At 47.4% G+C, this 14,426-nt stretch carries 9 protein-coding genes; 6 read left to right on the top strand and 3 right to left on the bottom strand.

Annotation, left to right across the window (positions count from 1 at the left end; all coding sequences use genetic code 11):
* The first annotated feature begins 870 nt into the window (after positions 1-870).
* The 4 genes from OSC7112_RS15965 to OSC7112_RS15980 all read left to right on the top strand — a co-directional run bounded on the left by OSC7112_RS15965 (position 871) and on the right by OSC7112_RS15980 (position 5,675).
* Positions 871-1,329 carry a GatB/YqeY domain-containing protein gene (locus OSC7112_RS15965; RefSeq protein ID WP_015176872.1) on the top strand — a complete coding sequence of 153 codons (459 nt, stop codon included), beginning with the start codon at positions 871-873 and terminating at the stop codon, positions 1,327-1,329.
* Positions 1,330-1,718: 389 nt separating this feature from the next.
* Positions 1,719-3,437, top strand: a complete 1,719-nt coding sequence (locus OSC7112_RS15970; protein WP_015176873.1) for a serine/threonine-protein kinase — start codon at positions 1,719-1,721, stop codon at positions 3,435-3,437.
* A gap of 60 nt (positions 3,438-3,497) precedes the next feature.
* A complete protein-coding gene (gene bioD, locus OSC7112_RS15975; protein ID WP_015176874.1) occupies positions 3,498-4,205 on the top strand; it encodes a dethiobiotin synthase in 708 nt (235 codons plus the stop codon).
* Positions 4,206-4,460: 255 nt separating this feature from the next.
* Entirely contained in the window at positions 4,461-5,675 is a 1,215-nt protein-coding gene (locus tag OSC7112_RS15980; protein WP_015176875.1) for a M20 family metallopeptidase, read from the top strand.
* Between the two features lie 619 nt (positions 5,676-6,294).
* Here the strand turns inward: OSC7112_RS15980 and OSC7112_RS15990 are convergent.
* Positions 6,295-7,560 carry an ABC transporter permease gene (locus tag OSC7112_RS15990; protein WP_015176877.1) on the bottom strand — a complete coding sequence of 422 codons (1,266 nt, stop codon included), beginning with the start codon at positions 7,558-7,560 and terminating at the stop codon, positions 6,295-6,297.
* A gap of 41 nt (positions 7,561-7,601) precedes the next feature.
* Here OSC7112_RS15990 and OSC7112_RS39800 point away from each other — a divergent pair, with 41 nt between their 5' ends.
* Positions 7,602-7,892 carry a hypothetical protein gene (locus OSC7112_RS39800; RefSeq protein WP_190274216.1) on the top strand — a complete coding sequence of 97 codons (291 nt, stop codon included), beginning with the start codon at positions 7,602-7,604 and terminating at the stop codon, positions 7,890-7,892.
* Between the two features lie 67 nt (positions 7,893-7,959).
* On the opposite strand, the gene OSC7112_RS15995 is transcribed toward OSC7112_RS39800, so the two are convergent.
* Complete coding sequence (locus tag OSC7112_RS15995; protein ID WP_015176879.1) at positions 7,960-9,780, bottom strand: efflux RND transporter periplasmic adaptor subunit; 1,821 nt, start codon at positions 9,778-9,780, stop codon at positions 7,960-7,962.
* A 616-nt stretch (positions 9,781-10,396) separates the two neighbouring features.
* On the opposite strand from OSC7112_RS15995, the gene OSC7112_RS16000 reads away from it, so the two are divergent.
* Positions 10,397-12,661, top strand: coding sequence for a patatin-like phospholipase family protein (locus OSC7112_RS16000; protein WP_015176880.1), 2,265 nt, complete (start codon positions 10,397-10,399; stop codon positions 12,659-12,661).
* A 357-nt stretch (positions 12,662-13,018) separates the two neighbouring features.
* Here OSC7112_RS16000 and OSC7112_RS16005 read toward each other — a convergent pair whose 3' ends face one another.
* The gene (locus OSC7112_RS16005; RefSeq protein ID WP_015176881.1) at positions 13,019-14,287 is read right to left on the bottom strand and encodes a M16 family metallopeptidase; all 1,269 of its coding nucleotides are present in this window, start codon (positions 14,285-14,287) and stop codon (positions 13,019-13,021) included.
* Between the last annotated feature and the right edge of the window lie 139 nt (positions 14,288-14,426).

Raw genomic sequence — 14,426 nt, forward strand, 5'->3', positions numbered from 1 at the left:
TCTTGCAGGACGTTTATTCCATCGCTATCTTACCATCTGAAACTAGAAATATTCAGCCAATTTTTTAATAGATTTAACATTCGGGGCAACCACAAGTGTTAAGGAGCATCTCAATGAAAGCAGCCCTCCGCTAGAAATTGGAGTTTTGAGGCAGGAGGTACTCTTGCTGCGAGGAAAGAGTCAGAAGGAAGGAGCCAGAAGAAGTATTTTTACACATATGAGATGCTTCCAGTGTTAAGTTAGGCGAATTGAATAGGACTTGCAGAAATATGTCCGAGAAACCCACTTTCTAGCCCACTTTCGGCACCTTCAACGGTCACGATCGGTTTTTACTTATTTTTATCCACCAATAAAACTATAAATTCTACTATAATACCGTATATTAACGGATCAATTACTTTTTAAAGGCATAATTTATTACTTTCAAGCCCACTTTCGGCACCTTCAACGGTCGCAATCGGTTTTTACTTATTTTTATCCATAAATAAAACTATCAATTATACTATAATACCGTAGATGAACGGGAAAAAAAATTTTAAAGGCATAATTTATTACTTTAAAGATAGAGTGGTATGCGTAATTATGCTGTGTGACACCCCAGGGTGCGGAATGTGGGCTCTAGCTAACTCTATACAGTCAGAAGTACGATCGCACTTGTGCCCCTGCGTCTAAAAGTTCTGGCGTGAGTCAATTTGGGGCCGAGGCTGGAAGTGCAGCCACCCCAAATTCAGTCGAAAGCCGAAGGCATCCGGGTTCAATGCGATAAAAATGCCACCAACAGGCAATAAACTTGAAAAATACTGTAAAAAAAGTTAAGAATCGGAAGCATACTCCAGATTTTTGATATTGGGCAAAGCAAGGTAGAAATCGATGAGCTTAAGAGAACGCATTGACGCAGAAATCAAAGCAGCCATGAAGTCCAAGGACAAAGTTCGCTTGGAAACAGTTCGCGGCATCAAGAAATTTATTCTCGAAAAAGAAGTCAGCCTCCGTCCTTCCGGCCAAGATACGCTGACAGAAGCTCAAGAAATGGAAATTTTGATGCAAATAGCCAAACAGCGCCGGGATTCGATCGAACAATACCGCAAAGGCGGCCGCCAAGATTTAGTGGCACAAGAGGAGGCGGAGTTAGCAATTGTTGAAGAGTATTTGCCACCCCAGATGTCAGACGAAGAGGTGAGTCAAGTCGTTGACGAAGTGATTGCCTCGGTTGGCGCTACTTCTGCAAAAGATATGGGCAAGGTGATGGGCAAGGCAATGCAGCAGCTTAAGGGCAAAGCAGACGGTAACAGAATTCAAGACATGGTGAAAGCAAAGCTTAGTCAGTAGTCAGTCGTCAGTTGTCAGTTTTCAGTAGACATCTCCCATAAATAATCTCAAACTTTATAGAGATGTATGGCTTAGGCCGGGGGGCGACAATTTATTAGGGCTAAGGCCAAAAAACCCGGTTTCTACGAAAAATAGTGCATTTCTCCCTTGAGATATTGACGCAGAAACCGGGTTTTCGATCGGATCTGCAGGTGGCAACCTGTGTATTTTCGTGAAAAAACCCGGTTTCTGACCATCCTTGCGTCCAAGAATGTCAAAAAAATGTAAAATACTAACTTTGGTCGGGACTGGGGACTACAGAGAGTGAAGTATGCTCAAGAGCATTAAAGACCTAGCATTACTAAGTCTGTGAGCGATCGTCTATTTTTTAACAGTTTCTACTTAAACTTATGCAGCCACCTATTGCTATTGGAACTCTCCTACAAAACCGCTACCGCTTGGTGAGTATTTTAGGTCAAGGAGGATTTGGCCGGACTTATTTAGTAGAAGATTTGGGACGGTTTCAAGAACGCTGCGCCCTGAAGGAATTGATTCCGGTGCAAAGCGGGCCTTACGTTTTGGAAAAATCGAAGGAATTGTTTCAAAGAGAGGCGGCAATACTTTACCAAATTGGGCACCCACAAATTCCCCAGTTTCGAGCAATATTTGAAGAGAACCAGCGTTTGTTTTTAGTGCAGGATTACGTGGAAGGGATGACTTACCGCGAACTGTTGCTCGATCGAACTTCAAATGGTCGCACCTTCACCGAAGCCGAAGTCTTGGTATTTATCCGGCAAATGCTGCCGGTACTGGCTCACATCCACGCCCGCGGCATCATCCACCGCGACATCTCCCCAGAAAATATCATCCGCAGGGAAAACGACCAACTGCCGGTGCTGATTGACTTTGGAGTGGTGAAGGAACTCGCCACCAAAGTCCAGTCTCCCGAAGGAACAGCCCACGCGACAACTGTCGGTAAAATCGGCTACGCGCCGATGGAACAGTTGCAAAGCGGGCGGGCAACAGCCAGCAGCGACCTCTACGCTTTAGCTGTAACGGCGATCGTCCTGCTGACGGGCAAAGAACCGCAGGAATTGCTCGATCGAACAACGCTGCAGTGGAATTGGCAGCAGCAAGTGCAGGTGAGCACGGGTTTGGCTTTGGTGCTCAATCGGATGTTGAGCCGGTCTCCAGGCGATCGATATCAATCTGTCAGCGAAGTCGCCCAAGCACTCGACGCCCAAACTAATCCTAAACCTAGCCCGCCAACTGTACCCCCCGCGCCCGCAGTGGTGCAGACAAACCCTTCGCTAATAGCAACGGTGGCCGTGGGCAGGCCGCCAGAACCCGCCGCCCAGAGTTCCCACCCGCCAAACCAGCCAGACCCGTTAATTGAGCCTGCTGGCGACACTTTTTGGGACAATCCCATTGCTGCGATCGGACTGCTGACGGGCTTAGTAATCTTGACAGGCTTCGGTTCCTGGGCCTTAGTAGGCTCATTTCTCAACAATTCGCGCCCCAAACCCACTCCGACACCGCCAGCACTTACAAGTCCGACGCCGACACTAACTCCGATACCAAACCCACTACCTTTGCCAACCCCAACCCCGCAACCTTTGCCAACCCCAACCCCGCAACCTTTGCCAACCCCAAGCCCAGAACCTTTGCCAGAACCAAGCCCAGCACCTTTGCCAGAACCAAGCCCAGAACCTGTGCCAGAACCAAGCCCAGAACCTGTGCCAGAACCAAGCCCAGCACCTTTGCCGGAACCAAGCCCAGAACCTTTGCCGGAACCAAGCCCAGCGCCAACTCCGACACCCAAACCGACGCCCGCGCCGACTCCGACACCCAAACCGACGCCCGCACCAACTCCCGCGCCCAAACCGACACCCAAACCGACGCCCGCACCAACTCCCGCACCCAAACCGACACCCAAACCGACGCCCGCGCCAACTCCCGCACCTTCGCCGGAACCTGCGCCAACTCCCGCACCTTCGCCGGAACCTGCGCCAACTCCCGCACCTTCGCCGGAACCTGCGCCAACTCCCGCACCTTCGCCGGAACCCGCGCCAACTCCCGCACCTTCGCCGGAACCCGCGCCAACTCCCGCACCTTCGCCGCAACTCTAAACTTCTGGCAAAATTCCCCTAGACTGAGGTTGAGGCCAATTAATTGTTAGCTATTTGCCCATGAACTCGCTGCTAATTGCTGGAACTGATACCGACGCGGGCAAAACTGTTTTGACCAGCGCTCTGGCTGCTTATTGGCAAATGTATTTTCCCGATCGCAGTTTGGGAATTATGAAACTCTTGCAAACGGGAACGGGCGATCGCGAACTCTACACCCGTTTGTTTCCCCTCGACCAATCCCCCGAAGAACTCAATCCGCTGCACTTTGATGCGCCTCTAGCACCGCCGATTGCTGCGGAACGGGAGGGGAGACACATCGAACTAGAAAAGGTCTGGACGGCGTGGCAAAGCCTCTCTGAGCGCAAGGATTTTGTGTTGGTGGAAGCTTTGGGAGGACTCGGTTCGCCTGTAACGTGGGAACTGACTGTGGCCGATCTTGCCAGGGATTGGCGGCTGAGGGGGGTTTTGGTGGTACCTGTGAGGTTGGGGGCGATCGGGCAAGCTGTGGCGAATGTTGCTCTCGCCAGAGACACTGGTTTTAAGCTCAGAGGAATTGTGCTCAATTGCGTTAAAGCTTATTCTGAACAAGAAATTGCCGAACTGGCACCCGTTGATTTGATCCAGTCGCTGACTCAAATACCTGTGTTGGGTATTTTGCCGCATTTAGATGACCCGACTGACCTTGCTAAATTAGCTAAAGTTGCTTCAGATTTAGATTTAGAGCGGTTACTGCCAGGGGTTAATTTAGTTCCTCAGACTTCTAAATAATCCTATTCTAAACACCTCTCTTTCTCATTCTGCTCTTCCTCTGCGTACTCTGCGCCCTCTGCGGTTCATTAAAAAAAATCTCCTGCACAACTCAGATAGGATTGAAGAAGATTTTCTTTTAACCGCAGAGAGCGCAGAGAGCGCAGAGAAAGATCGGAGAGAGTTTCACAACTGATTCTGGGTTGCTATAATTAGTGATTACCATTTATTAAGTAATTAAATTTCAAACCTAATCAAAAAAAAGGAGAATAAAACATGGTTTCTACTTTACCGAATTTAACCTCTGTCGATTTATCTCAATTGCGGCTGGAGATTAGAAATTTGCAGCCTCAGCTAGTCGAATGGCGTCGCCTTTTGCACCAAAAGCCGGAGTTGAGTTTTGATGAAAATTTAACGGCGCAGTTTGTCTCGCAAAAGTTGCAGGAATGGGGCATAGAGCATCAAACTAATATTGCTCAAACTGGTATTGTCGCCACTATAGACAGCGGCAAACCGGGGCGGGTTTTGGCAATTCGCGCGGATATGGATGCTTTGCCTATTCAAGAAGAAAATGAGGTGGATTATCGATCGCAGCATGATGGAATTATGCACGCTTGCGGCCACGACGGTCACACTGCGATCGCCCTCGGTACTGTCTGTTATCTGGCCAAGCACAAACACAGCTTTTCAGGTAAAGTAAAATTTATCTTTCAGCCCGCCGAAGAAGGGCCAGGAGGGGCAAAACCGATGATTGAAGCGGGAGTTTTGAAGAATCCTGATGTTGATGCGATCGTCGGCTTGCATTTGTGGAACAATCTACCTTTGGGCACTGTAGGCGTCCGCAGCGGCGCCCTGATGGCTGCTGTCGAAGTTTTTGACTGCACGATTTTTGGCAAAGGTGGACACGGCGCAATGCCACATCAGACTGTGGACTCGATCGTAGTTACAGCCCAAATTGTCAGCGCTTTGCAGGCAATTGTCGCGCGGAACATTGACCCGATCGACTCAGCGGTAGTAACTGTCGGCCAATTCCACGCAGGCCACACCCACAACGTCATTGCCGATACCGCTCAAATCGGTGGCACGGTGCGCTATTTCAATCCAGCATATCGAGGTTATTTTGACAAGCGAATCGAGCAAGTAATTGCCGGAATTTGTCAGAGTCACGGGGCCGATTACCAATTAGATTATTGTTCGCTTTACCCGCCAGTTATTAATGATTCAAGAATAGCTGAATTGGTGCGCGGCGTGGCAGAATCAATTGTCGAAACTCCTGCAGGCATCGTTCCCGAATGTCAAACAATGGGCGGCGAGGATATGTCGTTCTTTTTGCAAGAAGTTCCCGGTTGTTATTTCTTTTTGGGTTCAGCAAATCCAGAGAAAAACTTGGCTTACCCGCACCATCACCCGCGTTTTGACTTTGATGAAGCTGCGCTGGGGATGGGTGTAGAAATGTTTGTGCGGTGTGTGGAAAATTTTTGTGCGATGTAAATTAGGCTTTCAGCCCACATTCCGCACCCCCAACTGGCACACACCGAGCGATCGGGCGAAAGGGTGGATCGTCCGACAGCAAGCGTGAGTAAAAACACCCAAAATTGCTGGCAACTAAGCATCAGTAAGTTGTCCATTTTTGAAAATAGAATATCGGGCATTGGTTCAATCTTCTGAATTTGTTAATCATATCATGTTCGAGCGAGTGACCGCGATTAAACGGGCGGTCACTCCCTCGCACATGATATGACCTAAAGTATCAACCAACAAACACAAACCCATTACCAAAGTTAAAGCTTCGATTCTTTCGGGGGACTTCAGAAACACGATCTCTGTAAAAAATAGTGGGTCTTTTAGGAAAGCAAATCCTCTCTCCGCTGACTGCTGTTCCTTATATTTGGCAATCATTTCATCAGGTTTTAACCCACATTCCGCGCCCAGGGGTATCACACAGCATAATCAAGCAAAAGATGCTTGATTTAAAGTAATAAATTATGCCTATAAAAAGTTTTTTATCCGTTAATGTACGGTATAAAAGTATAATTTATAACTTTATAGCGGGATAAAAATAGGTAAAAACAGATTGTGACAGTTGAGGGTGCGAAATGTGGGCTTAAATTTAATCATTCCGCAAGGCTGCGATCGGATCTAAGCGAGCGGCATTCCGAGCCGGCAATACTCCAGCTAACAACCCCACGGTAAAAGACAGCCCAAAACCCGCTGCGATCGACCATACAGAAACTACAAACGGAAATTTGAACGCTGTTGAGGCCCCAAAGGCGATCGCAATTCCCAACCCAATTCCCGCCGTTCCCCCCACCGTGGAAACTAAAATAGATTCCGCCATAAATTGAATGAGAATTGCTGCATTAGTAGCGCCTACCGCTTTGCGAATCCCGATTTCCTTAGTGCGTTCCACCACAGACACCAACATAATATTAGCAATACCTATGCCGCCAACCACCAAAGAAATTCCGGCGATCGCTCCCACCATCACCGTAAATAAACCTATCACATTGCTGAAAGTATTAACTATCTCAGCTTGATTGACAACTCGAAAATCATCCGGTTGTGGCGGATAAATATTGTGGCGCAAGCGCAGGATATTTTCCACTTGAAATTGAGCATCCGCTAAATCAGCTTCGCCGGCAGTTTCCAACCAAAAACCCGAGATCGCAATCCCCGCTAAAGAATTTCTCCCCACAATCCGCGCCGACATATTTTTGAGGGGAATATACACTCGATCGTCCTGATCGGTTCCCCCTACAGACCCCTTGCTTTCCATCACTCCAATGACCTTGTAGCGGTTTCCCTGAATGCGAATATCGGAGGATAGCGCATTAGCTCCGGTGCCAAAAAGTTCGTCCCGCACCTTAGAACCGAGGACAACTACTGGCTCAGCAGCATTCAATTCATCCTCGTTAAAAAACCGTCCTTCTTGGGGGTGAATGTTCTTCACATCTGGATAGTTTAAATCCGTTCCCAAAATAGCAGTAAATGAATTTTGTCCGCCGTAAACGACTTGCACTTGGCGCTGCAAATAAGCAGAAATCGCCTTAACTGCGGGAGCTTGTTTGCCGATCGCCTTAGCGTCATCCCAAGTCAGGGTAGTAGCAGAACCGCTTCCCAGACTGACACCGCCCGATCGCGAAGCGCCGGATAAAACCAACAGCACATTCGTACCCAAAGCCTTTAACTGTTCTTCAGTTGATTTTTGTACTCCCTGTCCCACCGAAGTAATGGCAATTACCGAAGATATCCCAATAATTACGCCCAGCATAGTTAAACTGGTACGCAATTTGTTATTCCACAGCGCCTCTGTCGCCATGAAAGCGATTTGAACGTTAGAGATTTTCTTAATAACTGGGCGAGTCTTTAATTTCATGTTGTTTGTTATTTGTTATGTGGTGGCAACTTCTAAGAATTATGCCTAAATTTGCCCCTAATTTATCACCTGACGATGCAACCGGAAACGATATGATTTGTGGCACGAACCGCCGGGGGTTTCAACCCCCGTCTCATAGCTCAAGTCGGTTGAAACCGACTGAAAATTCGTCTGATGATGCAGCCGGAAACGATATGATTTGTGGCACGAACCGCCGGGGGTTTCAACCCCCGTCTCATAGCTCAAGTCGGTTGAAACCGACTGAAAATTCGTCTGAAACTGATGTAGATCAACTAACTCTTCAGTCCTCTTTCAGAGGACTTTCGCTATGAGACAGGGATTTCAATCCCTGTCGGACTCTGCGACGAACCAACTAGCCCCTACTGCGCGGACTAACTACTAACGCAAGCGCGTTCCGCCACCCGGTTGCAAACCCGGAATCCCCCCCGGCGATGGATTTTGGGATCTAGACCGCAATCCGGGGGGCAAACTAAGCAGCACTTTTTCATTTCCTTTCAAACCCGATCGCACTTCCGTCTTATCATCCACCGTCATACCAGTCTTAATCGGCATAAAAGCAGGTTTGCCATCTTCTCCACCCGGAACAAAAACCCCCGTTTCCCTTTGTTGGCGGACAATTGCCGCAGTCGGAACTACCAAAACATTTTTAAGTTCACCGGCCTTAAATTCCACATTCACATTCATGCCCGATCGCAGCATTTGTTTATCATCATTAATAATTGCCGCTTTTACCTCAAAACTTGTCACATTTTGCTGGACGATCGACTGAGGCGAAATTTGAGTGATTTTACCTGCAAAAGTCTTGCCCGCAAAAGCATCGGCTTGAATAGACGCAGCCTGGCCGATTTTAATCTGAGCAATATTAGTTTCTGCTACGTTTGCTACTAATTGATTTTTTGAAGCTAAGGACAAAATCGAAGAAGAAGTCGCCGAAGAAACCGCACTACCTGCCGTCGTGGGAGTCACAAAAGCGCCCGGATCGGCGTACTTGCGGGTGACAGTGCCGGTGAAAGGAGCCCGCAGCACAGTGTCGCCGATCAGCGCTTGAACGCTTTGCAGGCTGCCTCTAGCGGCGAGAACTTGGGCGCGGGCTTGGGCGATGTCTTCGGGGCGGGAACCGGCTTCTAGCAGCGCCAAAGCTTGCTGTTTTTGCTCCACAGCAGCCCGCGCCGCAGCGATGTCTTCCGGGCGTGCGCCCGATCGCGCCAGGGCCAAAGCTTGCCGTTTTTGCTCCACAGCAGCCCGCGCCGCAGCGATGTCTTCCGGGCGTGCGCCCGATCGCGCTAGGGTCAAAGCTTGCCGTTTTTGCTCCACAGCAGCCCGCGCAGAAGCGATTTCTTCCGGGCGAGTACCCGCTTGCAGCAAAGCTACAGCTTGTTCGGCTTGCCTGACTTGCGTCCCGGCTCGATCGCGCGCGGTGCGGGAGTTATTGACAACTTGCAAAGCAATGGCTCCGGCATTATAGAGTTCCTGATTTCTCTGAAAGTCTTCCTCTGCTTGGTTTTTGGCGTATTCGGCATCTCTGAGTTTGGCGGTTGCTTGGGCGATGTCTTCAGGTCGATTGCCCTCGAGCAATTTTTGTAAATTTGCCTGTTGTTCAGCTAATTGTGCCTCGGCTACGGCAATATCCTGGCTTCGATTGCCGTTGAGCAATTTTTGTAAATTTGCCTGTTGTTCAGCTAGTTGTGCCTCAGCTACAGCAATGTCTTGGGTGCGATTGCCGTTGAGCAATTTTTCCAGACTTGCCTGTTGTTCTGCTAACACAGCCTTAGCCACAGCAATGTCATGGGTTCGAGTGCCGTTAACCAATTTTTCCAGGTTTGCTTCGGCGGCTGCGAGTTGTCCGCGAGTTTGGGTAAGCTGGCCTTGGAGGTTGGAGTCGTCCATGTAGGCGAGAATCTGCCCTTGTTCAACCCTATCTCCTTCCTTGACAAGCAAACTTTTGAGCATTCCTGAAGTTTTGGGGCTGACGTTAACGGAACGTTCGGGCACTATTGTGCCGTTTGCCGAAATTGTAATCGGCAGGTTCACCCTTTCGACAGCAACGGTTTTTTGCTTGCGCCTGGTTTCGCGGCTGGATTTGACTGTGAGTTGGCTGTAAGCTGTGTAGCCTGCTCCTGCAAGCAGGGAAGCGGCAAGCAGCCCGCTAATCCAAGGAGTCAGCTCTTTTTTAATCTGAAAGTGCTTTACTAAGTACATATAAATTAGACCGATCGGGCGTCTGTTGAATTTAGACCGATCGGGAACCGAAAACGTTCAATTTAAGTCTCGTTGAGTTTTTGCATTTGTGGTGGCGCCAAGTCACTCACAGTATAAACATGACTCTAGAGAACCTCACCCTAAAATCGATCCCGCCTTCGGCACCCGCGAGCGTGTCACACCACGAATTTTGGGATGAGCGAGCATTTTGGGCTGGCGATCGCGAAGCATAAATAATTGTTAACAATACTTCGGACAGTTTTTGATTGCCAACGGTAGAATCAGGGTTTCAAGGCTCCAAGGCAAGTTCGCTACCAACGGAAAATCAACGGTTTCAGACGCTCGATTTAAAAACAGTCCGGACTATTGAAGCGATCGAGGTAGAACAAATCATTCGAGTGGACAAACAGCTATGATTTTAGTCAAGCTGAAGTTATCGGTGCTAGCAAAACATAAATAATTGTTAAGCGATCGATGCTTAACGAATCATTGGATCTGACCAAATCGCCATATTTGAGGTTTGAGTGAGAGGTGAGCGTTTTCCGCTCAATTTAGCAGTTAGGTTGCAGTTATTTTTAGATAGAGATATTCCCCTAAAATCATTGGTTAGTGATATATGGATGAAATTAATAACGAAAATAAATTAATTCAAAGAATTTCTAATTCCTTTGAAAACCAGCTTAAACCAATCGTGCAGTTCTCGATCTATTTAAGAGTGCCTCTGACAATTGCAGTGGCATCTTGGTATTTTTATACCCAGATAGATCAAACCATTGAGGTCTATCGTGTAATTGCTTTTGATAATAATGTAGCTCAGGCAGTTTTTTCTACAGTATTTGTTGTTTTGCTTTCACTTGGTGTGTGGTTCGCGGCACGTTTACATGAGAAATGCTATGAAGCTCGTCTTCCTGAATTCTACAAGCCCAAATTCGATTGCTTCTACAAAAATGCACCTCGTTTGTTAGGTACTATACCACTGGGTAGCCTTGCTTATGGCACTTGGGCTACCCAAAAAACATTGGAGAACTTATCGGATACTAATCCCAAGATTTTTTTGCTAGTGTGGATGTTTAGCAATATACTTTTATTGCTAATTATATCTTATTTAATAATTAAACGTATTGAACTTTTAAAAGACTCAAAGTTCCTAGGTTCTTTGGCTTCTAACAAGAGGGGTGAAGGTCTATTTGGGCAAAGATTTGAAAATATCTTTGTTAATCTAGCCTGCTTTGTTTTTATTGTTTTATCTTTGCCTATGATCGTGGCAGCAAAAGATTCACCTTGGTCTTTTGGTTTAATTGCTGTTTTTCTGTTGCTCGTCTTTTTTAATGTGGCGCTATTTTCTTGGCAAAACACGTTAAAATCACGAATTAGAGTTATTAGGACTGGTTCAATCTCTCTGCTGGCATCCCTCGCATTAGGATTGATGATGCCTCCGACATTTCTTCCCGATCTGCTGGGTTCAATTAGTGTGGTGGCAATATCGTTAACGATTATGGTGGTTGTTTTTTCAACAATTTATGACTGGGGTCTGCAAACCAAAATACCTGGGATTACGATTCTAATCGTGTTGATTGTTGTTTCTAGCAATTTTAATTTAAATGACAATCATCGCTTTCGACAATTCAGCAAACCCGAAAAGTCAGTCCTTCCAGCTTTAGAATCTAGTTTTCAGCAATGGTTAGCTAATCGCCCCGATCTCGATAAATTCTCAAATAAACCCTATCCTGTCTATATCGCTGCGGCTCAAGGTGGGGGTATCTATGCCGCTTATCATGCAGCGACAGCCTTCACAAAGCTAACAGAATATTTTCCAAGTTTTCCTCAGCATATATTTGCAATAAGTAGCGTTTCTGGCGGTAGCTTGGGGGCTTCTGCCTTTTCAAGTTTGGTGAAATTTGGTGGAATTAGTGGTACATCCCTCAGCCAAACGGCTAGCAAACTGTTTAGCAGTGACTTGCTTACGCCCCTCCTAACGATGGGGCTATTCCCTGACCTGATTCAACGATTTATCTTTTTCCCAATATACGATTGGGATCGGGGAACAGGTCTGGAAGTTGCGTTTGAAAAAGCTTGGGATAAGCTGTCTCTTCAAAATCAAGATAATCCCTTGCGGCAGTCTTTTTACCAACACTGGCAGCCCCAAGGCATCGCCCCTGCACTGGTTCTCAACACAACTGTTGTCGAAACTGGCGATCGCCTGGCGATCGGCCCCTTTCAGATTAACTTGCCCAACAAAGAAAATATTGCCATTGATGAACCCGATCTAGATTTGAAACTGAGTACAGCGGCTGGCCTCAGTGCTCGTTTTCCCTACTTCACCCCTGTAGGGTGGTACCAACGCAGTAAGGACAAAAGTAAATTGCATTTGGCTGATGGCGGTTATTTTGATAATTCTGGTATTCCTACTGCTTTGGACATTGGGCGCAGCTTACAGCGACTTAAGGGTTACGGAACAACCTTTGAAATTGTCTACCTATCCTTAATTGATGGGCAATTTAACGAGCCTAAAACTCAACTCAAGAGTCAAGGACTGAACGAGGTTTTATCGCCAGTTCGTGCCTTGTTTAGTGCGCGCGAGTCCCGCAGCCGCAGTGCTGTTGAGTTGTCTACGTTCACGGTCAATGATGGGATTGACGATCCACTCAAATATAAATTCAGAACCCTGTTCCTGAAAAAGTCAGGTGATGGCGTTAAGTTGCCTCTGGGTTGGCTCATCTCTAAGCGCTCAAGGGAATTTATCGATCGGCAGACACCTGACCCCAAAGCAAGACCCTGTGATATCAAAAAATTCCGACAAGCCATTGCAAACGTTCAGGCGAGCATCGATGACAATCATAACCTTTGTGCGATCGCATCGATTGGCAACGATTTGAATTAGATTAAGCTAATGTCTGGCGATCTACACCTACTGTCTATTTAGCCAAGGCGGAATCGTGGAATCGTTAAGCTAACGGCGCCACCTAACAATTCGGTTGGAGCGGATTGTTGAAAGTTGCTGGTGGTGCTACGAGTGTTATTTGCAACAGCTCAACCTGAACGTTGTACCAGCAGGGAAAAGTCCGTTGAGGTGGTCGGTTTCAGTTCTAGATAAGGCCAGCAATAATAGTTGGCTTTGTTGTTAAGTTTGAAAAGGTTAAAAGCGATCGCAAAGCACAAATAATTGTTAAGCGAAAAGTATTTTGATCTGCGATCGCATCGATCGAACTTTTCACAAGTTCGATCGCCCATTTTCTACTCAACAAACAGCCGCTACACCCAACTCTGTAATCGCCGCCTCCGGGCCAACCAAAGAAATATACGGTTCTCCAAAATATTTCTTAGCAGCATCCCGCGCTTGTGAAGCTGTCACCTGTGCAATTTCTTCTTGAAATTGCTGGTCAAATTTAATTCCCAATCCCAAAATTTCGTACCAGCCTAAAACTTGGGCAATTTGCGAATTAGTTTGTTTTCCTAAAGCATACTGACCGAGCATTTTATTCTTGCAAGCTTGCAATTCTTCCTCGCTTAGTGGGATGTTGGCGAGTCGATCGACTTCTGCGCGCAATCCTTCAAAAGCAGTCGCCGTATTTTCCGGCGCCGTACCCATGTACACGACAAACTGAGCCGTGTCCAAGCGCGTCGCGTAGAGCGCGGAAACGTCGTAAGCCAAGCCCCGCTTTTCCCGCAATTCCACAAACAACCGGCTCGACAAACCGTTACCCAAATAAGTATTCAGCAACTTAATCGCTGCGTAATCGGGGTTTTTGACAGAGGGTGCGAGGTAGCCCAGCATAATCACTGATTGCTGCGTATCTTGGGCCGTAACGACCGATTGAGGGGAGGGGTACAGAGGGGGGACGGTTAAAGTTGGCAGGGGTGTTAAAGGCGCTTTCCAGTCGCCAAAAGTTCGATCGATCAGGGCGATCGCATCTTCGGTCGAGATTCTGCCGGCTACAGAAATAACTACATTATCGGGACGGAAATAGGTTTTGTGGAACTCTTCGAGCTCGTTTCTGGTGAGCTTTGACATAGTAGCTTCCGTTCCCAAGGGAGAGAAAGCATAGGGGTGTTGCTGGTACATCGCGTGCCGCAATTGCTCGAAGGCGATCGCAAATGGCTGTTCTTGTTGCGATCGAATTGCCGATATGGCAATGCGGCGTTCGAGTTCGACTTCAGCTTCCGGGAAAGTCGGCGATCGGGTCAATTGCGCCGCCAACTCCAAAATCTCCTCAAAATCCGCAGAAACCGTCTTCAAACTCACTAAAAAATAGTCTGTAGTAGAGTCGGCACTCAACCTCGCTCCCACCGATTCTACACGCTCGGCAATTTCCAGCGAAGACAGCCGATCGGTTCCCTTAGTGATTACCGCCGACAGCAAGTGACACAATCCTGCTTGTTCCGGCTGCACGTAGCGACTGCCGGCCCGCAGGAATATCCTAGCTGCAATAATATCTGCTGCTGGATTTTCTGCTGCCAAGACAACAATACCGTTGTCTAAAACCGTGCGCTGGATTTCATTTTTCATGGTTAATTTAGTTGGAAGTACGCTCGCGTAGCTGAAGTATTGGTAATTGAAAATGGGTAATTGGTAATTGGTAATTGGTAATTGGTAATTACTCGATCGCCATTTTTCTATTTTCCACGTGCATCTTGTATGATGTCAT

The organism is Oscillatoria nigro-viridis PCC 7112, assembly GCF_000317475.1.
Taxonomy (GTDB): Bacteria; Cyanobacteriota; Cyanobacteriia; order Cyanobacteriales; family Microcoleaceae; genus Microcoleus; species Microcoleus nigroviridis.

Coding starts and splice junctions, on each gene's coding strand:
- OSC7112_RS16000 (WP_015176880.1), top strand. CDS start 10,397: ATGGATGAAATTAATAACGAAAATAAATTAATTCAAAGAATTTCTAAT.
- OSC7112_RS15970 (WP_015176873.1), top strand. CDS start 1,719: ATGCAGCCACCTATTGCTATTGGAACTCTCCTACAAAACCGCTACCGC.
- bioD (WP_015176874.1), top strand. CDS start 3,498: ATGAACTCGCTGCTAATTGCTGGAACTGATACCGACGCGGGCAAAACT.
- OSC7112_RS15990 (WP_015176877.1), bottom strand. CDS start 7,560: ATGAAATTAAAGACTCGCCCAGTTATTAAGAAAATCTCTAACGTTCAA.
- OSC7112_RS15965 (WP_015176872.1), top strand. CDS start 871: ATGAGCTTAAGAGAACGCATTGACGCAGAAATCAAAGCAGCCATGAAG.
- OSC7112_RS15980 (WP_015176875.1), top strand. CDS start 4,461: ATGGTTTCTACTTTACCGAATTTAACCTCTGTCGATTTATCTCAATTG.
- OSC7112_RS16005 (WP_015176881.1), bottom strand. CDS start 14,287: ATGAAAAATGAAATCCAGCGCACGGTTTTAGACAACGGTATTGTTGTC.
- OSC7112_RS39800 (WP_190274216.1), top strand. CDS start 7,602: ATGCCTAAATTTGCCCCTAATTTATCACCTGACGATGCAACCGGAAAC.
- OSC7112_RS15995 (WP_015176879.1), bottom strand. CDS start 9,780: ATGTACTTAGTAAAGCACTTTCAGATTAAAAAAGAGCTGACTCCTTGG.